This window comes from Pseudomonas sp. M5A4_2d, assembly GCF_053345295.1.
Genome location: NZ_JBKEZW010000002.1, coordinates 260403 through 279921, shown reverse-complemented (window position 1 = coordinate 279921; position 19519 = coordinate 260403). Strand labels below are relative to the sequence as shown.

Annotated in this window: 18 protein-coding genes; 7 read left to right on the top strand and 11 right to left on the bottom strand. The window is 60.7% G+C overall.

Annotated elements, in window-relative coordinates:
- Positions 1-138 precede the first annotated feature (138 nt).
- Together ACLBW8_RS08250 and ACLBW8_RS08245 are read left to right on the top strand one after the other, a co-directional pair.
- On the top strand, positions 139-450 hold the full coding sequence (locus tag ACLBW8_RS08250; RefSeq protein WP_447805137.1) for a hypothetical protein: 312 nt from the start codon (positions 139-141) through the stop codon (positions 448-450).
- Positions 451-474: 24 nt separating this feature from the next.
- The gene (locus ACLBW8_RS08245; RefSeq protein ID WP_447805136.1) at positions 475-663 is read left to right on the top strand and encodes a hypothetical protein; all 189 of its coding nucleotides are present in this window, start codon (positions 475-477) and stop codon (positions 661-663) included.
- Here ACLBW8_RS08245 and ACLBW8_RS08240 read toward each other — a convergent pair.
- Together ACLBW8_RS08240 and ACLBW8_RS08235 are read right to left on the bottom strand one after the other, a co-directional pair.
- On the bottom strand, positions 631-2034 hold the full coding sequence (locus tag ACLBW8_RS08240) for a DUF3482 domain-containing protein (protein WP_447805135.1): 1404 nt from the start codon (positions 2032-2034) through the stop codon (positions 631-633). The genes ACLBW8_RS08245 and ACLBW8_RS08240 overlap by 33 nt on opposite strands.
- Entirely contained in the window at positions 2027-3406 is a 1380-nt protein-coding gene (locus ACLBW8_RS08235; protein WP_407016345.1) for a DUF2868 domain-containing protein, read from the bottom strand. The genes ACLBW8_RS08240 and ACLBW8_RS08235 overlap by 8 nt, the downstream gene beginning before the upstream one ends.
- 97 nt (positions 3407-3503) lie before the next feature.
- Here ACLBW8_RS08235 and ACLBW8_RS08230 point away from each other — a divergent pair, with 97 nt between their 5' ends.
- Positions 3504-4016: a dihydrofolate reductase gene (locus ACLBW8_RS08230; RefSeq protein ID WP_447805134.1), complete on the top strand. Its 513-nt coding sequence runs from the start codon at positions 3504-3506 to the stop codon at positions 4014-4016.
- A 96-nt stretch (positions 4017-4112) separates the two neighbouring features.
- On the opposite strand, the gene ACLBW8_RS08225 is transcribed toward ACLBW8_RS08230, so the two are convergent.
- Entirely contained in the window at positions 4113-5504 is a 1392-nt protein-coding gene (locus ACLBW8_RS08225) for an L-cystine transporter (RefSeq protein WP_447805133.1), read from the bottom strand.
- A gap of 241 nt (positions 5505-5745) precedes the next feature.
- On the opposite strand from ACLBW8_RS08225, the gene ACLBW8_RS08220 reads away from it, so the two are divergent.
- Positions 5746-6804 (top strand): hypothetical protein, encoded by a 1059-nt coding sequence (locus ACLBW8_RS08220; RefSeq protein ID WP_064454574.1) that lies wholly within the window; start codon positions 5746-5748, stop codon positions 6802-6804.
- A gap of 407 nt (positions 6805-7211) precedes the next feature.
- Here the strand turns inward: ACLBW8_RS08220 and ilvD are convergent, their stop codons facing one another.
- From ilvD to ACLBW8_RS08205, 3 genes are all read right to left on the bottom strand, one after another.
- Complete coding sequence (gene ilvD / locus ACLBW8_RS08215) at positions 7212-9053, bottom strand: dihydroxy-acid dehydratase (protein ID WP_064454573.1); 1842 nt, start codon at positions 9051-9053, stop codon at positions 7212-7214.
- 250 nt (positions 9054-9303) lie between these two features.
- Entirely contained in the window at positions 9304-10497 is a 1194-nt protein-coding gene (locus tag ACLBW8_RS08210) for an MFS transporter (protein ID WP_447805132.1), read from the bottom strand.
- Between the two features lie 218 nt (positions 10498-10715).
- Positions 10716-11912 (bottom strand): class I SAM-dependent rRNA methyltransferase, encoded by a 1197-nt coding sequence (locus ACLBW8_RS08205; RefSeq protein WP_003213799.1) that lies wholly within the window; start codon positions 11910-11912, stop codon positions 10716-10718.
- A gap of 208 nt (positions 11913-12120) precedes the next feature.
- Between ACLBW8_RS08205 and ACLBW8_RS08200 the strand changes: the two genes are divergently transcribed.
- Complete coding sequence (locus ACLBW8_RS08200) at positions 12121-12933, top strand: HDOD domain-containing protein (protein WP_208604480.1); 813 nt, start codon at positions 12121-12123, stop codon at positions 12931-12933.
- Positions 12934-12954: 21 nt separating this feature from the next.
- Positions 12955-13767, top strand: coding sequence for a bifunctional DNA-formamidopyrimidine glycosylase/DNA-(apurinic or apyrimidinic site) lyase (gene mutM, locus ACLBW8_RS08195; protein ID WP_064454569.1), 813 nt, complete (start codon positions 12955-12957; stop codon positions 13765-13767).
- Positions 13768-13899: 132 nt separating this feature from the next.
- Here mutM and ACLBW8_RS08190 read toward each other — a convergent pair whose 3' ends face one another.
- The 5 genes from ACLBW8_RS08190 to ACLBW8_RS08170 form a co-directional block, all read right to left on the bottom strand.
- A complete protein-coding gene (locus ACLBW8_RS08190) occupies positions 13900-14151 on the bottom strand; it encodes a YfhL family 4Fe-4S dicluster ferredoxin (protein WP_003195146.1) in 252 nt (83 codons plus the stop codon).
- A gap of 171 nt (positions 14152-14322) precedes the next feature.
- The gene (gene coaD / locus ACLBW8_RS08185; protein ID WP_003176711.1) at positions 14323-14802 is read right to left on the bottom strand and encodes a pantetheine-phosphate adenylyltransferase; all 480 of its coding nucleotides are present in this window, start codon (positions 14800-14802) and stop codon (positions 14323-14325) included.
- Between the two features lie 114 nt (positions 14803-14916).
- On the bottom strand, positions 14917-16512 hold the full coding sequence (locus tag ACLBW8_RS08180; RefSeq protein ID WP_447805131.1) for a GMC family oxidoreductase N-terminal domain-containing protein: 1596 nt from the start codon (positions 16510-16512) through the stop codon (positions 14917-14919).
- Between the two features lie 162 nt (positions 16513-16674).
- Positions 16675-17220 carry a hypothetical protein gene (locus tag ACLBW8_RS08175; protein ID WP_053258498.1) on the bottom strand — a complete coding sequence of 182 codons (546 nt, stop codon included), beginning with the start codon at positions 17218-17220 and terminating at the stop codon, positions 16675-16677.
- 27 nt (positions 17221-17247) lie between these two features.
- Positions 17248-18675 (bottom strand): coniferyl aldehyde dehydrogenase, encoded by a 1428-nt coding sequence (locus tag ACLBW8_RS08170; RefSeq protein WP_447805130.1) that lies wholly within the window; start codon positions 18673-18675, stop codon positions 17248-17250.
- A gap of 146 nt (positions 18676-18821) precedes the next feature.
- Here ACLBW8_RS08170 and ACLBW8_RS08165 point away from each other — a divergent pair, with 146 nt between their 5' ends.
- Positions 18822-19493, top strand: coding sequence for a TetR/AcrR family transcriptional regulator (locus ACLBW8_RS08165; protein WP_447805129.1), 672 nt, complete (start codon positions 18822-18824; stop codon positions 19491-19493).
- Positions 19494-19519 lie beyond the last annotated feature (26 nt).

The following is a 19519-nucleotide window of genomic DNA, read 5'->3' as shown; positions in this document are numbered from 1 at the left end:
GTGCCCGCTCGCACTGCAAGCCGCTACGGCTTTCAGCGAGTTCGCTGGGTTCTTACGGCAAGCCAGGACGTGTCGGCTAGAGGCGAATCGATACCCTTTCTAGAGTGAGTGTTTCATTGATTTAAAGGAACAACATCGATGCGCTATTTGAAAGTGGCGGCCCAAGACCGTGCCAGGAACGGTAAGGCCGATACTGTCGTGCTGAATTTTTTCCGCCAACAGCCCGGTGGGTCTGACGAAATGCTGCACGAGGCCATTGCCGTGGATGTCAGTGCCAATGGGCAGGTCGATGTGCTGTGCTCAGGGGACATGAATCGAGACGGTGAAAACGATGTGATCGACAAGCGCTTGCTTGATGTTTTCGCCGATACCTTTTTACATCTGAACTGGTTCAACACGGGCAATCGTTGGCAGCGCACGGTGACCTTTCACGTTGGGCACGCCTGTTAACAGGGCGCTCCCAACGCTGTTCAGATGACGTTCGATGAGCATACGGGTGAACGTGGCAAAAGTTCGCTCGTTTTTCAGGCCGCTGCCTATGATGTCGATGGAGTGTTGGAGTTTTTTACCAGTAGTGATGTGGTCGGCAACGGCATTGCCAACAACCTCGATAAAGCATTGATCCGACGGCTATGTACTGCGTACCTGAGCTTCAACTGGTAAGTGGCCAGCATCATTCAGCTGGTGGGCCAATGTGTCTATCTGTTCCTGGCGCTCTGCCTGGCTCAGCTTCGGGTGAAGGTTCAGGGATGACCATTGCGGATGAGCGCGGGCCTTGTGCAGCGCGTCCGGTAACTTGCCTTCGCGCCAGGTTTTATCCTGGGGCGTATCGACCTTGATGCTGTGCATGGCCGCATGGCCGCGCAGGTTCAGGGCCTTGAGCAACTGGCGTTGGCGCAAGGCCAAAAGGCGCAGCACGCTGTCGTCGACGGTCAGTTCGCGTTGGCCCTTAATCTTGCCCAGCAGGCGGCTGCCATAGCCGCGTGCGGTTTGCAGGGCACCACCGGCAATCGCACCGGCCAGGGCGGCGGCGCCAAGCGTCAAGCCTCCGACCAGCAGGTCCACACCCGCCCCGGCAGCCGCACCTGCGGCGATTCCGCCACCGACGCGCACGCCGAGTTGCTTGAGGGTTTCCGGGTTGAACAGGTCATCGCCCCAGCGGCCGTCCAGCAACGGCAAGTCGCTGGCGGCGGCATCTTGTGGGCGGAAACCAAACAGTTTGAGCAGCGCTTCCACGCATTTTTGTTCGCGTTGGCGTACGGCTTTGCGCAGGTCACTGATGGCTTGCTGTTCATCGGCAGTGACCACGCTGCGTCGGCACGCGGCGCAGTCAATCAACAGCTCGGCGATCAGCCGTGCGGCGCTTTGCTGGCGGGCCTGGTGTTGGGCTTGCTGGTCCTGGATCAGCCGTTCCAACTGCCCCCGCGACTTCTCCAGGAGCAGGGCCAGGCTTTCATAAAGACGACGCTCGCCATCTTCCGGTGGCGCCACACTGTCGAAACGCACCAGCGCATGCAGGCCAAGTCGGGCCAGGGCTTCGCGCCAGTCCGGCTCGCGGTGGTCGCTGCTGCTGACGAAGTTGAGCACCGGCAGCAACGGCTTGCCGCAACTGGCCAGCACTTGCAGCTCGTCGCGGTACTTGGCCAGCACCGGCTCGCGGGCGTCGATCACATACAGGCCGGCGTCGGAGGCCAGCAGTTGGCGCAGCACTTTGGCTTCCTGTTCGAAACGCTGGCGCGCTTCGCTGCCTTCCAGGAAACGCGCCAGGCGGGCCGGGCCGTCAAGGCGTTCGCCGGGGCGATCCAGGCGTTCCAGATAGTCGAGCAGGGCGATGGCGTCTTCCAGGCCGGGCGTGTCGTATAGCTCCAGCAAGGCCTCGCCATCCACCGACAAGCGCGCGCCTTCGACATGCCGCGTGGTGCTGGGCCGATGGGAGACTTCGCCAAAGCCGACATCGCGGGTCAACGTACGCAGCAGTGAGGTCTTGCCGACATTGGTGTGGCCGACCACGGCGAGTTTCAGCGGTTTAGTCATGACCGGTCTCCAGCCAGTTCAGCGGCGCGCAGTCGGCGAAGGGCAGCTCCAGTTGTTGCAGCGCTGCGTGCCAATCGCCCAGGCGCTCGGCGTCCAGTGCCTGGCCGGGCGGAGCTTGCAGCAGCCACACACGGGTGGCGGCGGCGCTGCGTGCCAGCTCGGCGATCAGCGCCAGGCTGCCACGGTCGGGCGAGCGCCGTGGGTCGCAAGCGATGGCCAGGCGCGCGGGCGGGAAGCGGGTGAGTTGTTCCAGCAGTTTGTTGCGCGATTCGCGGGTGTCGAGGATGCCGGCGTTTTTCACGCTGGCCGGCAGTTTGGGCGGCCAGGGGTGCTGATCGTCGAGTTCGATGGCGACCAGCAGCGCGCCGTCGCTCTCCAGTTCACTGACGCCTCCTGTGACGTGGTGCAGCTGTTCGGGCGCGGCGTCGTTGACGCCCAGTCGTTCACTGCTGGGCATCAGGCGTTCGCGCAGTTGGCTGTAGCCGGGCAGGTTGAGGTCCAGGCGCAATGCGGCGCGCCCGCGTTTCCAGCGCCACAGGCAGAGTAACGCGAGGATCAATCTGGGCAGCAGGCCGTAAACCAGCAACACCCCGACCAGCCAGGCGGCCCAGGCTTGGCGAGCGCTTTCGATGTTCAGGGCGGAATCGCCGCTGGCGCGGATCATCTCGACCGTCGGCACATTGAAGCCCAACAGCGCGGGAAGGCTGCCAAGGGCTTGGGTCACGGCGACAAAAGTGTCGGCGCCGAGGATGGTGGTTTCCCACACAAAACCATAGCGTCGGGTGGCGAGCAGTGTCAGCAAAATCACCATGGCACTGAGCAATGCCAGCAACCACAGGCTGTTGACCAGCATGCCGACCGCCCAGCGATTGAGTTTCTGGCGCTGTAACAACAGCAGCAACGCCGGCGCCAGTTGCGCGGCCTTGGCATCACGCGCGAGTTTTTCGCTGAGCCACAACCACAGGCGGCCGAGGCTGGCGCTGTGTTCGCCGGCAAACAGCAGGCCCAGGGCCCAACTGATTAACAGGATCAGATTCAAGCCGAGCAGGCTGCCCAGGGCCCAGAACACATTCACCGGCGTCACACCATTGCCCAATGCAGCAAACGCCAGACCGGCGCCACTGATCACCGCGACCACCGCCAGCAGCACCAGCGCCAAACGGGCGCCTTGCAGCCAGCGGGTGAGGGCGGCGATCAAACCATCGCGCTCGGCCAAATGCAGGGCGCGCTGTTGGATGCGCGTCGGCAGGTCGCCGCCGGCCGCGCGGGCCAGGCGGTTGGCTTCCAGGTCTTCCAGCGGGCCGGCGTGTTCTTCACGCAAGCGCACGGTTTCCGTCAGCCAGAGTTTGTGCAAGGGGTTCAGTGCAGTCACGCGCCGTCCTGTTGTGTTCGTGAGCCTGGAGCATAACCGCTCCGGGGCTGTTTAGTGCACGCTGCGCGTGGCTGGGGGCTCTGGTATTCTCGTCGCCATGAAAAAAACTCTCCCTTTAAGCCTGATCGCAGCCCTCGGTGAAAACCGTGTGATCGGCGTCGACAACAGCATGCCCTGGCATTTGCCGGGGGATTTTAAATACTTCAAGGCCACCACGCTCGGCAAGCCGATCATCATGGGGCGCAAGACCTGGGATTCGCTGGGCCGACCGTTGCCGGGGCGCTTGAACATCGTGGTCAGCCGTCAGACCGACTTGGTGCTCGAAGGTGCGGAAGTTTTTCCGTCTCTCGAAGCCGCGGTTGAGCGGGCCGAGGCCTGGGCGCTGGCGCAGGGCGTGGATGAGCTGATGCTGATCGGCGGTGCGCAGTTGTATGCGCAGGGGCTGGAACAGGCAGATCGCTTGTATCTGACCCGGGTTGCGCTGAGCCCGGAAGGGGATGCGTGGTTTCCCGAATTTGATAAACAGCAGTGGAAGCTGGTTTCAAACCTGGAGAATCCAGCTGAAGGTGATAAGCCGGCGTATAACTTCGAAGTCTGGGAAAAAGCCTAAGAGCATCGCAGGCAAGCCAGCTCCCACACTTGACCGAGTTCCAACATGAGAATGCGGTCAAAATGTGGGAGCTGGCTTGCTTGCGATAGCGGTCTATCAGGCCTGCGCTAGCTCGGCATGTTCATCGGCATTCAACAGCGCTTTATCCGTCTGCTTCATGACCTGGCTGGTAATCGCGCCCGCCGTCATCGAGCCGTTTACGTTCAAGGCCGTGCGGCCCATGTCGATCAGCGGCTCCACGGAAATCAGCAGCGCCACCAGTGACACCGGCAAGCCCATCGCCGGCAGCACGATCAGCGCGGCAAACGTCGCACCGCCACCCACCCCGGCCACACCGGCCGAACTCAAGGTCACAATTGCCACCAGGGTCGCGATCCACAGCGGGTCCAGCGGGTTGATGCCGACGGTTGGCGCAACCATCACAGCCAACATCGCCGGGTAGAGGCCCGCGCAACCGTTCTGGCCGATGGTGGCACCAAACGAGGCGGCAAAACCGGCGATGGATTGTGGAATGCCGAGGCGGCGCGTCTGGGCTTCAATGCTCAGCGGAATGGCCGCCGCACTGGAGCGGCTGGTGAACGCAAAGGTCAGCACCGGCCACACTTTGCGGAAGAACCGCAGCGGGTTGATCCCGGCCAGGGACAGCAGCAGGCCGTGCACCACAAACATCAGGCCCAGCGCCAGGTACGACACCACCACAAAACTGCCGAGCTTGATAATGTCTTGCAGGTTGGAACCGGCGACCACTTTGGTCATCAGCGCCAGCACGCCGTACGGCGTCAGCTTCATCACCAGGCACACCAGGCGCATCACCCAGGCTTGCAGGGTGTCGATGGCGTTGATTACTTTCTGGCCTTTTTCCACGTCATCCTTGAGCAGTTGCAGCGCGGCAACCCCCAGGAATGCAGCGAAAATCACCACACTGATGATCGACGTCGGCTTGGCGCGCGCCAGGTCGGCGAACGGGTTCGCCGGCACGAACGACAGCAGCAATTGCGGGATATTCAGGTCGGCGACCTTGCCGGCGTAATCGCTCTGGATCACTTGCAGGCGCGCCATTTCCTGGGTGCCGGCCACCAGGCCTTCGGCGGTGAGGCCGAACAGGTTGGTCAGGCCGATGCCGATCAGCGCCGCAATCGCCGTGGTGAACAGCAGCGTGCCGATGGTCAGGAAGCTGATCTTGCCCAGGGACGAGGCATTATGCAGACGCGCTACTGCGCTGAGGATCGAAGCGAATACCAGCGGGATCACGATCATTTGCAGCAGTTGCACATAACCATTACCGACCAGGTCGAACCAGCCGATGGAGGCTTTGAGCACCGGGTTACCGTCGCCATAAATGGTGTGCAATACCGTACCGAACACCACGCCGAGGGCCAGGGCGAACAGGACCTTCTTGGCGAGGCTCCATTGCGTGTGGCGAGTTTGTGCCAGGCCCAGCAACAGGGCCACGAACACCAGTAAGTTGAGAATCAGGGGCAGATTCATTGAAGCTCCGTTGAGAAGGCAGCCAATCGCGTGAGCCTGCGATTGCGAACCGGAAATGCTAACAGCTTGAAATATATTGATTTAATACCGATATGGAATGTGGACTGTCGTTTTTGGAATAAGCGTTTGACGTTCAGGCGTATGCCTTTGGCGCAATCACGACGCAAGCGGTCGCGCTCGGGCGATAACTGTCACACAGATTTGTTAGCGTCGATGTCTTTCACTCAGGGAGAAAACGCTTATGAAGCTCGCGCCAACACTACTTGCCGCCGCCTTCTGCTTCGGCCTCGCCGGCCAGGCATTTGCCGCCACCGAGTTGAAGCACTGGCCGGCGCCCGCCGCCGAGCAACTGAACAAGATGATCGCCGCCAACGCCAACAAGGGTAACTTCGCGGTGTTCGACATGGACAACACCAGCTACCGCTATGACCTTGAAGAGTCCTTGCTGCCGTACCTGGAAAACAAGGGCCTGATCACCCGCGACACGATGGACCCGTCCCTGAAGCTGATCCCGTTCAAGGACACCGCTGAACACAAGGAAAGCCTGTTCAGCTACTACTACCGCCTTTGCGAAGTCGACGACATGGTCTGCTACCCATGGGTGGCGCAGATCTTCTCCGGCTTCACCCTCAAGGAACTCAAAGGCTACGTCGATGAGATGATGGCTTCCGGCAAGCCAGTCCCGGTCACGTACTACGACGGTGACGTGGTCAAGAACATGGACGTGCAGCCACCAAAAGTCTTCACCGGCCAGGCTGAGCTCTACAACAAGCTGATGGAAAATGGCATTGAGGTCTACGTGATGACCGCCGCGTCCGAGGAACTGGTGCGCATGGTCGCTGCCGATCCGAAGTACGGCTACAACGTCAAACCCGAGAACGTCATCGGCGTGAGCACCCTGCTCAAGGACCGCAAGACTGGCGAGCTGACCACCGCACGCAAACAGATCGCTGCCGGCAAATATGACGAGAAGGCCAACCTGGGCCTGGAACTGACCCCCTACCTGTGGACGCCGGCAACCTGGATGGCCGGCAAACACGCAGCCATCCTGACCTACATCGACGAGTGGAAAAAGCCGGTGATTGTCGGCGGTGACACGCCGACCAGCGACGGCTACATGCTGTTCCACGATGTGGACGTGGCCAAAGGCGGCATTCACCTGTGGGTCAACCGCAAAGACAAGTACATGACCCAACTCAACGGCATGATGGCCAAGCACGCAGCGGCCCAGGCCAAGGAAGGGCTGCCGGTGACGGCCGACAAGAACTGGGTGATCGTCAAGCCTGACGAGATTCAGTAAGACCGAGGCGCCTGCTTCGCGAGCAAGCCCGCTCCCACACTTGACCGAGTTCCAGCATTGGAATGCGGTCGAACGTGGGAGCGGGCAGCGGCGCAAGCCAAGGAAGGGCTGCCGGTGACGGCGGACAAGAACTGGGTGATCGTCAAGCCTGACGAGATTCAGTAAGACCAAGGCGCCTGCTTCGCGAGCAAGCCCGCTCCCACACTTGATCGGGTTCCAGCATTGGAATGCGGTCGAATGTGGGAGCGGGCTTGCTCGCGAAGGCGGTGTGTCAGGCCATACATGAGTCGGCTGGCCCACCGCTTTCGCAGGCACGCCAGCTCCCACAGTTGGTCTTCTATGTCTGGGGAGTTTTCTGCAGGCAAAAAAATGCCCCGCACTTGGCGGGGCATTTTTATGGGCGAGGCTTACAGGCCGTCGAGCATCGCCTTGTTACGTACCGCACCCTTGTCGGCACTGGTAGCCAGCAGGGCATAAGCCTTCAACGCGGTCGTCACTTTACGTGGACGCTTCTCGACCGGTTTCCAGCCTTTCTTGTCCTGTTCGACCCGGCGTGCAGCCAGTTCTTCATCGCTGATCAACAGGTTGATCGAGCGGTTCGGAATGTCGATCAGCACTTTGTCGCCATCCTGCACCAGGCCAATCGCGCCACCGGCAGCGGCTTCTGGAGAAGCGTGGCCGATGGACAGGCCCGAGGTGCCGCCGGAGAAACGGCCGTCGGTCAGCAAGGCGCAGGCTTTGCCCAGACCTTTGGATTTGAGGTACGACGTCGGGTAGAGCATCTCTTGCATGCCCGGGCCGCCTTTCGGGCCCTCGTAACGGATGATGACGATGTCACCTTCTTTGACTTCGTCGGCGAGGATGCCGCGTACCGAGCTGTCCTGGCTTTCGTAGATCTTGGCGCGGCCTTCGAACACGTGGATCGACTCGTCCACGCCAGCGGTTTTGACTACGCAGCCGTCGAGGGCGATGTTGCCGTACAGCACGGCCAGGCCGCCTTCTTGGGAGTAGGCGTGCTCGACACTGCGGATGCAGCCGTTTTCACGGTCGTCGTCGAGGGTGTCCCAACGGGTCGACTGGCTGAACGCGGTTTGCGTCGGGATGCCTGCCGGGCCGGCCTTGAAGAAGTGATGCACGGCTTCGTCAGTGGTCTGGGTGATGTCCCATTTGGCGATGCCTTCGGCCAGGGATTTGCTGTGCACGGTCGGCAGGTCGGTGTGCAGCAGGCCGCCGCGGGCCAGGGAGCCCAGGATCGAGAAGATCCCGCCGGCGCGGTGCACGTCTTCCATATGGTACTTCTGGATGTTCGGCGCGACTTTGCACAGTTGCGGCACGTGGCGGGACAGACGGTCGATGTCGCGCAGGTCGAAGTCGATCTCGGCTTCCTGGGCGGCGGCCAGCAAGTGCAGGATGGTGTTGGTGGAGCCGCCCATGGCGATGTCCAGGGTCATGGCGTTTTCGAACGCCTTGAAGTTGGCGATGTTGCGCGGCAACACCGACTCATCGTTCTCGGTGTAGTAACGCTTGCACAGCTCGACGATGGTGCGGCCGGCTTGCAGGAACAATTGCTCGCGGTCGCTGTGGGTGGCCAGGGTAGAGCCGTTACCCGGCAACGCCAGGCCCAAGGCTTCTACCAGGCAGTTCATCGAGTTGGCGGTGAACATGCCGGAGCACGAACCGCAGGTCGGGCAGGCGCTGCGCTCGTATTCCGCGACCTTCTCGTCAGAAGCGCTGGAATCGGCGGCGATGACCATGGCATCGACCAGGTCGAGGCCGTGGGAGGCGAGTTTGGTCTTGCCGGCTTCCATCGGGCCGCCGGACACGAAAATCACCGGGATATTCAGGCGCAGGGAGGCCATCAGCATGCCGGGGGTGATCTTGTCGCAGTTGGAGATGCAGACGATGGCGTCGGCGCAGTGGGCGTTGACCATGTACTCCACGGAGTCGGCGATGATCTCGCGGCTCGGCAGCGAATACAGCATGCCGTCATGGCCCATGGCGATGCCGTCATCCACGGCGATGGTGTTGAATTCTTTGGCTACACCGCCGGCGCGTTCGATCTCGCGGGCGACCAACTGGCCCAGGTCCTTGAGGTGGACATGGCCGGGTACGAATTGGGTGAACGAGTTGGCAATCGCAATGATCGGCTTTTTGAAGTCGTCATCTTTCATCCCCGTGGCACGCCACAGTGCGCGCGCGCCGGCCATGTTGCGGCCGTGGGTGGATGTTTTCGAGCGGTAATCAGGCATTGGAGCACTCCGGGCGGCTAATCAAGTACTAAAGGGGAGTGAGCTTCTATTGACGTCTGGAACACTCAGAAAATGGCCGCGTGTCCAAAAGTTGCCACTCGCGTCGCGGGATCGCCGCGTGCTTGGGCCTCGAGCTCATAAACCCGCCGGGGGATGACTGGCGATGAATAACGTCGATTCTACACCGCTGGCGGCGGGAGGGAATGGCCGTAAGCGTGGAGATAGCGCTTACGGGACGTGTGGCGGGGCATTAGCGCCCGACCCGCGCATTCGTCAACCAACCCCACAGGCTGAAAAGGATGAAGCTGACAGCAATGGTCATCAGCAAATGCGTGCCGGTTTGCGCAAGAGCGGCGCTGCTGACGGCGGCGCTGAGGAACATGATGCTGTTGCCCGCTGATGCGGCTGTGCCTGCACTGCTGGAGAACAGCAACATCGCCGCAGAAATCGCGGCAGGCCGAACCAGGGTGACGGCCAGGGCGCTGATCAGCATCGGAATCAGCAGGGTGATGGTGGTGATCGCCTCAACGCTGACGATCAGTGTCAACAGCACGCCAGCGACAAGCAGCAACCCGAGGCCGAGGTTGATTTGCCGGGGCAGCGGGATGCGCTTTTGCAAATACGACGCCGCGACGCCGCCGAGCAGATAGGCCACGCCGTACACCATCAGCACCAGGGCGTACTGGTATTCCGACAGTTTCAGTGCATCCATGAAAATCAGCGGCGTCACGCTGATCAGCGCGAAATAACAGGCAAACACCAGCGCGGCGATCCACCAGTAACGCAGGAAGTCCCGATTGCTTGCGACGGCTTTCAGCGTGCCGATGATCGAAACCGGGGCACGGTGGGGGCTGGCGGATTTGGACGGCAGGATGCAGAACGCATGGATCAACATGCCCAGCGCCATCAGCGCGAATCCGTAGAAGCTGCCTTGCCAGTCGAATGTGGTTTGCAGCCAGGAGCCTATCAGGGGTGACAGCGCGACAAACGAACCGCTCAGGGTCATGTAATAGAGGCGTACACGGGCTCGATCCTGTTCCTCGAACAGGTCTTCCACCAGGGCGTGGCCCAGCACGAAGAAGCCACAGCCCATCGCCTGTACGGAGCGAAACAGCAGGAAGGTCAGGTAGTCCGAGGCCAGTGCGCAGCCAATCGCACCCAGGATCGACAGCGTGATGCAGCCGAGCAGGACTTCCTTGCGACCCCATTTATCCGACAGCGGGCCGGCGACCAGTTGCGAGATGGAAAAGACCAGGGTGAACAGGCTGATGGAGAGTGCGATGTCCGCCGTAGGCATGTCGAACCGGGTAGCCAGCGCGGGGAATGAGGGCAGGAGAATATTGATCGGAAAGAAGCTGATCAGTGAAATGCAGGTGATGAGGATGAAGCGGGACAGTTGTTGGCGTTTTACGTCGCCACTGGGCTGGGCGTAGGACTCAGACATTGTTGTTATTTTCCGGAGTAATTCCAGAAACCAATACTAGTCTGTGAAACGTGGAATTCAATCAAATCCGTTTCGGACGCCGCGCAATAAAATGTGGGAGCGGGCTTGCTCGCGAATACGCACTGTCAGCCAATGCATTCATCGACTGACACACCGCTTTCGCGAGCAAGCCCGCTCCCACATTTTGATCTGCGCTCTATCTCAGAGCGCGGCGCGCCTTAGCTGTTAGGCAGCAACCGGCAGGTAATGCTCTTGATATACCGCGTCTCTGCAATCGCCGGGTGCACCGGATGATCCGGGCCCTGGCCGCCGCGTTCGAGCATCTGGATATTGCGGTCCAGGTGGCGGGCGCTGGTCAGCAGGATGTTTTGCAGGTCATCTTCCGGCAGGTGCATCGAGCAGGATGCGCTGACCAGGATGCCGTCCTTGCTGAGCAGGCGCATGGCTTGCTCGTTCAGGCGACGGTAGGCGCCTTCGCCGTTTTTCATGTCTTTTTTGCGTTTGATGAAGGCCGGTGGGTCGGCGACGATCACGTCGAAACGCTCTTCGCTGGCTTTCAGTTCTTTCAGCGCTTCGAAGACGTCGCCTTCGATGCAGGTCATTTTCTCGGCAACGCCGTTCAGCGCGGCGTTGCGCTCAACGCCGTCGAGGGCGAAAGCGGAGGCGTCGACGCAGAACACTTCACTGGCGCCGAAGGCTGCAGCTTGCACGCCCCAGCCGCCGATGTAGCTGTACAGGTCCAGCACGCGTTTGCCTTTGGCATACGGGGCCAGGCGCGCGCGGTTCATGCGGTGGTCGTAGAACCAGCCGGTTTTCTGGCCCTGGATGACTGGGGCTTCGAACTTCACGCCGTTTTCTTCCAGCGCTACCCACTCCGGCACCAGGCCGAACACGGTTTCAACGTAGCGGTTGAGGCCTTCAGCGTCGCGCGCGGCGGAGTCGTTCTTGAACAGGATGCCGCTCGGCTTGAGCACTTGGGTGAGTGCAGCGATCACGTCTTCTTTGTGGGCTTCCATGGTCGCCGACGCGATCTGCACCACCAGGATATCGCCGAAACGGTCGACTACCAGGCCTGGCAACAGGTCGGAATCGCCGTAGACCAAGCGGTAGAACGGCTTGTCGAACAGGCGATCACGCAGCGACAGGGCGACGTTGATGCGGTGCACCAGCAGCGACTTGTCCAGGGGCAACTTGATGTCGCGCGACAGCAGGCGTGCGCAGATCAGGTTGTTCGGGCTCATGGCCACGATGCCCAGGGTCTTGCCGCCGGCCGCTTCCAGGATGGCCTGGTCGCCTGCCTGGAAGCCATGAAGAGGTGTGGCGGCCACGTCGATTTCGTTGCTGTAGACCCACAGGTGGCCGTTGCGCAAACGACGATCGGCGTTGGCTTTGAGACGCAGGCTTGGCAGGGACATGACGTCGCTCCGGAAAAAAGAGCGGGAGTATACCGTGTTGTGCATGAATTCGCGGCGCCGCCGGACACATTTGATCCGGTTTCAGTTCGGCATTTGGGTGTCGGTCAAGTCTTCATAAGGGTTAGAATCCCCGCCTAGCCCAGAGTGTGTACTTATGTCCCAAGAGCTTTCCGCCGAGCAGATCCAACAGGCCCTGCAAGGCATCAGCGTGCCGCCTCAACCGCAAATCATGGTGGATTTGCAGATGGAGCAGTACATGCCCGACCCGGACCTGGAAGTGATCGCGCGGTTGATCTCCCAAGACCCAGGCTTGTCCGGTGCGCTGCTGAAGATCGTCAACTCGCCCTATTACGGCCTGAGCAACAAGATCGCCTCGATCCAGCGCGCAGTGAACCTGCTGGGCAGCCGCTCGATCATCAACCTGATCAATGCGCAGTCGATCAAGGGCGAGATGAGCGACGACACCATCGTCACCCTCAACCGCTTCTGGGACACTGCCCAGGATGTGGCCATGACGTGCCTGACCCTGGCCAAACGCACCGGTTCGCAAACCGTAGACGAGGCCTATGCCTTGGGCCTGTTTCACGATTGCGGTGTGCCATTGATGCTCAAGCGTTTTCCCAACTACATGACGGTGCTGGAAGAGGCCTACGCCAACGCCGGCCCCGACTGCCGGGTGGTCGACACCGAGAACAACGCGTTCAACACCAACCATGCCGTCGTCGGTTATTACACCGCCAAGTCCTGGCGCCTGCCGGAGCATGTGACCGACGCCATCGCCAACCACCACAATGCCCTGGCGATTTTCAGCGATGAGTCGTCGCGCACTCCGCAACTGAAAAACCTGCTGGCGATCCTGAAAATGGCCGAGCATATCTGCTCGTCTTACCGTGTGCTGGGCAGCCAGTCGGTAGACCATGAGTGGAATGCTATCGGCCACCTGGTGCTGGATTACGTGGGCCTGTCGGACTACGACTTTGAAAGCATGAAGTTGTCGATCCGCGAGCTGGGCGCGCACTGACCCTTTTTCCAAGAGGTACACATGCCCGAGTTACCAGAAGTCGAAACCACCCGGCGCGGAATTGCGCCCCACCTGGAAGGCCAGCGGGTCAGTCGCGTGGTGGTGCGTGAGCGGCGCCTGCGCTGGCCAATCCCGGAAGACCTTGATGTGCGTCTGTCAGGGCAGCGCATCGTATTGGTGGAGCGGCGGGCCAAGTACCTGTTGATCAATGCCGAAGTGGGCACCTTGATCAGCCACTTGGGCATGTCGGGCAACTTGCGCATGGTGGAAGTCGGTTCGCCGGCACTCAAACATGAGCATGTGGACATCGAACTCGAATCCGGCCTGGCCCTGCGTTACACCGACCCCAGGCGTTTCGGCGCAATGCTCTGGAGCCACGACCCGCACAACCACGAGTTGCTGATGCGCCTGGGGCCCGAGCCGTTGACCGACCTGTTTGATGGCGAGCGCCTGTTCCAGCTGTCCCGTGGGCGTTCGATGGCGGTGAAGCCGTTCATCATGGACAACGCAGTGGTGGTGGGGGTGGGCAATATCTATGCGACGGAAGCGTTGTTTGCGGCGGGGATTGATCCGCGTCGGGCCGCGGGCGGTATCTCACGCGGGCGTTATTTGAAGCTGGCGATTGAGATCAAGCGCGTGCTGGCGGCCGCCATCGAACGGGGCGGTACCACGCTGCGCGACTTTATTGGGGGTGACGGGCAGCCGGGGTATTTCCAGCAGGAACTGTTCGTCTATGGCCGGGGAGGCGAGGCGTGCAAGGTCTGCGGGACGGAGTTGCGCAATGTGGTGTTGGGGCAGCGGGCGAGTGTGTTTTGCCCCAAGTGCCAGAGCTGACTCTGTGTGAGGGCTGATGCCGCCTTCGCGAGCAAGCCCGCTCCCACATTTAACCGTATTTCTTCAGAACGAACGCGGTCTGTGTGGGAGCTGGCTTGCCTGCGATGAGGCCCTGATGGGCGCCACAAAGGCTTAGGCCTTACCGGTAATCTTCCGGTACTTCTCCATCAACTGCTCTTCGGTCTCCGGATGGGCTTCATCCAGCGGAATGCAATCCACCGGGCACACTTGCTGGCACTGAGGCTCGTCGTAGTGGCCGACACACTGGGTGCACAGGTTGGGGTCGATCACGTAGATCTCTTCGCCCTGGGAAATCGCAGCGTTCGGGCACTCGGGTTCGCAGACGTCGCAGTTGATGCAATCGTCGGTGATGATCAGGGACATGGAAACTCCTGCCAGGGCTGTCAGCCAGGGCATCTGAAAACGAATGCGCGCAATTGTGCCGCATTGGCGCCCACAGTGCGAGCGCACATGACCTGTGGCTTATGGGCTTGTGGGGGTGAGCTGGCTTATTGTGGCAAGCCCGCTCGCCACAACAAGCCCACGCCTCAGAAATTACTTCTTGAAACGCAGGGTCAGCGCATCTGCCACGGCCGGGTGCACGAACTTGGTGATATCCCCGCCCAAAGCAGCGATTTCACGGACCAATGTGGAGGAAATGAACGAATAACGCTCCGAAGGCGTGAGGAACAGGCTTTCCACGTCCGGCGCCAGTTGACGGTTCATGTTGGCCAGCTGGAATTCGTATTCGAAGTCCGACACTGCACGCAGGCCACGCAGGAACACATTGGCGTTCTGCTCTTTGGCGAAGTGCGCCAGCAGCGTCGAAAAGCCCACCACTTCCACGTTAGGCAGGTGCTTGGTGACCTCGCGTGCCAATTCCACGCGCTGTTCCAGGGGAAACAGCGGGTTTTTCTTGGGGCTGGCGGCGACCGCGATGATCACATGGTCGAACAAGCGAGAGGCGCGTTCGACCAGATCGCCATGGCCTTTGGTAATCGGGTCGAAGGTACCTGGGTACAACACTCGGTTCATCGCGTCGTCCTGGCGGAGTCCGTTGGGGAACCGGATGGTATCGCAGCCGTCCCGGTCGGCCAAGTCAACTTATGCAGAAGAAAGCACTATAGACAGCACGAATACCGTGTTTTTTCATGCCGTTTTCAGACGTTCGGCTAATGCTGTCGCCAGTTGCGCCGTCAATCCGTACACCGACAATTGCGGGTTAGCCCCAATGCTGGTGGGGAATAAAGAGCCATCGTGGATCGACAGATTGCGCAATTGGTGATGCCGGCCGAGGCTGTCGGCCACCGCGTTTTTCGGGTCTTCACCCATGGCGCAACCGCCCATTACGTGGGCGCTGCCCAGTGTTGTGCGGTGCAATTCCAGGCTCAGGCCGTCAATCAGGCTGCGCGCCTCGGCCAAGGTGTTCACGTAGCGTGCATCGTGGTGCAACGGCTTGACCGACTTGGCGCCCGCTGCGAACTGAATCTCGGCCATGGTATGGAACGCCCGGCGCAGGCCGTCCCAGGCGTAATCCGACACCTGATAATCGAGCACCGGCGTGCCGTCACTGCGCAATTCCACGGTGCCGCCCGGGCTGTCGGGATGAAAGCCGTCACGCAGCAGCGCGAGCATGGCGTGGGTATGGGGCAGTTGGCTCATGTCCAAGGCGTTCTGCGTGCCGTAGCCGCCGAACAGGGTGCTGGCCAAGCCCGGATGTAAGGGCGGAGCCTCCAGCTTGTAGGACATTTTGCCGGTCGTGCCGTCCTGCCATTGGAAGTGGTCAGAATAGATCGACTGCGGCGCACCGTAGAACGGGTTGATGACCTCGTCGAACAGCCCGGCGGAGAAGTTCACCAAGTGCAGAAAAGTGCGCTTGCCCAGCCGCGAATGCGGGTCGGGTGCGTCCGAACGCATCAGCAGTGCCGGGCTGTTGATGCCACCGCCGGACAGGACGTAATGCTTGGCCTTGACCATGATCTTGCGCCCGGTGGGGGCCACGCAGCGTTCATCCATGGCGACGCATTCCAGGCTGCTGATCGTGTCGCCGCTGTAGTTGAGGTGTTCGGCGCGGGCCAGGTAGAGCAGTTCGCCGCCTTTTTCCAGGGTGGACGGGATGGTGGTGACCAACATCGACTGCTTGGCGTTGACCGGGCAGCCCATGCCGCAATACCCCAGGTTGAAACAGCCGCGTACGTTGCGCGGAATCACGTGCCAGCTGTAACCGAGTTTTTCGCAGCCTTTGCGAATCACATCGTTGTTGGCGTTCGGTGGTATGGCCCACGGCGCGATACCCAGGCGCTGCTCCATCTTCTCGAACCATGGCGCCATCTCGGCGCTGCTGTGGCCTTTTACCGCGTATTCGCTGGCCCAGTGGGCGAGGGTGGCATCGGGCGTGCGAAAGCTCGACGTCCAGTTGATCAGCGTGGTGCCGCCCACGGCCCGGCCCTGCAGGATGGTGATCGCGCCGTCTTTGCTCATGCGGCCGATGCCTTCCTGGTACAGGCTGGCGTATGCCTCGTCTTCCAGCAGTTTGAAATCGCTGCTGGTTTTGAGCGGGCCTTCTTCGATCAGCAACACCTTGTAGCCGGCTGCGCTGAGGATCTCGGCGGTAGTGCCGCCACCGGCGCCGCTGCCGATAATCGCCACATCGGCTTCCAGGGTCAGGTCGTTGCCTAAGGCGGCGCCATTGTGGGTTTTCCAGCCACGGGCCAGGCCGTCGCGGAACAGATCGGGTACGGGCATATGAAGTGCACTCTTGTTTTTATGAGTTAAACGCTACGAAGTTGCGGTCAAGGTGGGAGCGGGCTTGCTCGCGAATACGGTCTATCAGTTAAGAATTTATTGACTGACCCACCGCTTTCGCGAGCAAGCCCGCTCCCACATTTTCTGATCGGGTTATCAGGGTTAGATCTTCGGCGGGCCGGGGTAGCCGCAATGGGCCCAGGATTGCGGGCGGAAGTACCAGGCCATGATCACCAGCTTGAGCAGTGAACCCTGGCCCATGCGCAGCAGGTTGAGGTAGCTGTTTTCCCAGCGGTGCAGGAAGTTGCGAATCTGCTCGCTGCTGGCGTTTTCCCAACTGCCCCAGATCCCGGTCAACGGGCCGCGGGTGATACCCATACCCAGTACGTCGAACAGTTGCTGGGTGAGCTTGAACATCTCCGGCGATAAGTGCTGCAGGCTGTAGTCGAGTTTTTTCAGGGTGTCTTCGATCCCGGCGACTACGTCCTGGGCGCTGGCGGCGCCTTCGAGCAGCACCGGGATGACCGCGCGCAGGAACGGCAAATCACTGCTGCGCAGCATGGCAAAGCCGCTGGCCGGGGTGCTGCTGGAGCAGCCACTGAGGCTGGCGCCGAGCCCGGCGGTGGCCAGGAACGCGCTGGCGCACAGGCCGATTTTCAAGACGCCGCGCCGCGACAGCGCGGGTGAATCAGTCAGGCTAGGGTTCATTGTTATTGTTATCCCGAGGGTGTGTTATCAACGGATAAACAGCTTCTGAATCAATTTCTGGATCGACTTGCCGTACGGCGGGTAGATCAACTTCGCCGCGTTCAGGCGCTGCTTGACCAGCACACCCTTGGCCTTGCTGAACGTGAGGAACCCTTCATGACCGTGGTAGTGGCCCATACCCGACGGGCCGATGCCGCCAAAAGGCATGTCGTCCTGAGCCACGTGCAGCAGCGTGTCATTCAGGCACACGCCGCCGGAGTGGGTTTCGTGGAGCACTCGGTTCTGCTCGCCCTTGTTGTAGCCGAAGTAATACAGGGCCAACGGGCGAGGGCGCTGGTTGATGTAGGCAAACGCCTGGTCGATGCCGCGATAAGGCACGATTGGCAGCACCGGGCCGAAGATTTCGTCCTGCATCACGGTCATGTCATCGCTGACATTCAGCAACAGGCTATGGGCCATGCGCCGAGCCTGGCCTTGCTCGTAAAGTGGAATCAGGGTGGCGCCTTTGTCGGTGGCGTCTTTGATGTAGGCATTGAGCCGGGCCTGTTGCCGCTCGTTAATGATGGCGGTGTAGTCCGGGTTGTCGGCCAGGGTTGGATAAAACCCACGGACTGCCTTGGAGTAAGCCTCGACAAAGCCCTCCACTCGGTCTTCCGGCACCAGCACATAGTCCGGCGCCACACAGGTTTGCCCGGCGTTCAGGCATTTGCCGAAGGCGATGCGCTCGGCGGCGTCCTTAAGTGGCACGTCGGCGGAGACAATGGCGGGCGACTTGCCGCCCAACTCCAGCGTGACCGGCGTGAGGTGCTCGGCCGCCGCGCGCATCACGTGCTTGCCGATGCTGGTGGCGCCGGTGAATAACAAGTGGTCGAAGCGCAGTTTGGAAAACGCCATACCCACTTCGGCCTCGCCCAGCACCACGCACACCAGGTCCTCGGGGAATATTTTCGCCAACAGTGTCTTGAGCAGCGCGCCCGTGGCGGGTGTGGATTCGCTGAGTTTGAGCATCACCCGGTTACCTGCCGACAAAGCGCCGACCAGCGGGCCAATGGCCAAATACAGTGGGTAGTTCCAGGGCACGATTACCCCGACCACACCGAGCGGCTGGTAGATGACTTTGGCTGACGCGGGTTGGAAGGCAATGCCCACAGCGCGACGGGAAGGTTTCATCCAGCCTTTGAGGTGTTGGCTGGCGTAGTGAATGCCATGCAGGCTCGGCATAAGTTCGGCGAACAGGGTTTCGTCGGCGTTACGGTGGCTGAAGTCCTGGCTGATCGCGTCGATCAGCGCCTGGCGTTCGTCGCTGAGCAAGTCGCGCAATGCCTTGAGCCATTGCTGGCGTTGCTCGGCGGGCGGCATCGGGTTGGCCGCATAGGCGAGACGTTGGGCGTTGAACAAGCCCTGGAGTTGATCCAGCGCCTGGGCGTCTTGCAGGTAGGCAACGTTGGCAGACATGGCGCAGTTTCCGATTGTCATTGGAATGCATCATTTATTAGAGTCATTGCTCTAAAATGTCAAATAACATTGCAGCAACATGCGGATTTATCCTGAGCAGGATAGGCCGTAAGATGCTTCATCACGTGTTCAGAAGCTGATCCCCTATGGCACCACGAGTAAAGACCAGCGAGCGCATTGTGCAAACCAGCCTGGAGCTTTTTAACCAGCAGGGTGAACGCAGTGTCAGCACCAACCATATCGCCGCCCACATGGAAATTTCCCCGGGCAACCTGTACTACCACTTCCCCAATAAGCAGGCGATCATCGCCGTGCTGTTTCGTGAATACGAAGCCCTGGTAGACAGTTTTCTGCGCCCGCCCCAAGGCCGCGCCGTTACCGTCGAAGACAAGCGCTTCTACCTGCAGGCCGTGCTGGCTGGCATGTGGCGCTACCGTTTCCTGCACCGTGACCTTGAACACCTGCTGGAAAGCGACCCGGAACTTGCCACCGGCTACCGGCGGTTTTCCCAGCGCTGCCTGATCCAGGGCAGCGCCATCTATCAGGGATTTGTCGATGCTGGCATCCTCAATATGGACCCCGTGCAAACCGAAGCGCTGACCCTTAATGCCTGGATCATCCTCACCTCCTGGGTGCGCTTTCTGTGCACCACCAATGAAAACTCCGCTCACTTGAGCGCCGAAGCGATCAAGCGCGGTGTGTACCAGGTGCTGGTGCTGGAGGCGGGGTTTGTCACCGCCGAGGCGAAAGAAGCAGTGGATGCCTTGTTCAAAGAGTTTTACGTGCCGTTGAATCAGGCACTGGAAGAAGTGAAGTAGGGCCTTTCCCCAATCTATTCACAGGA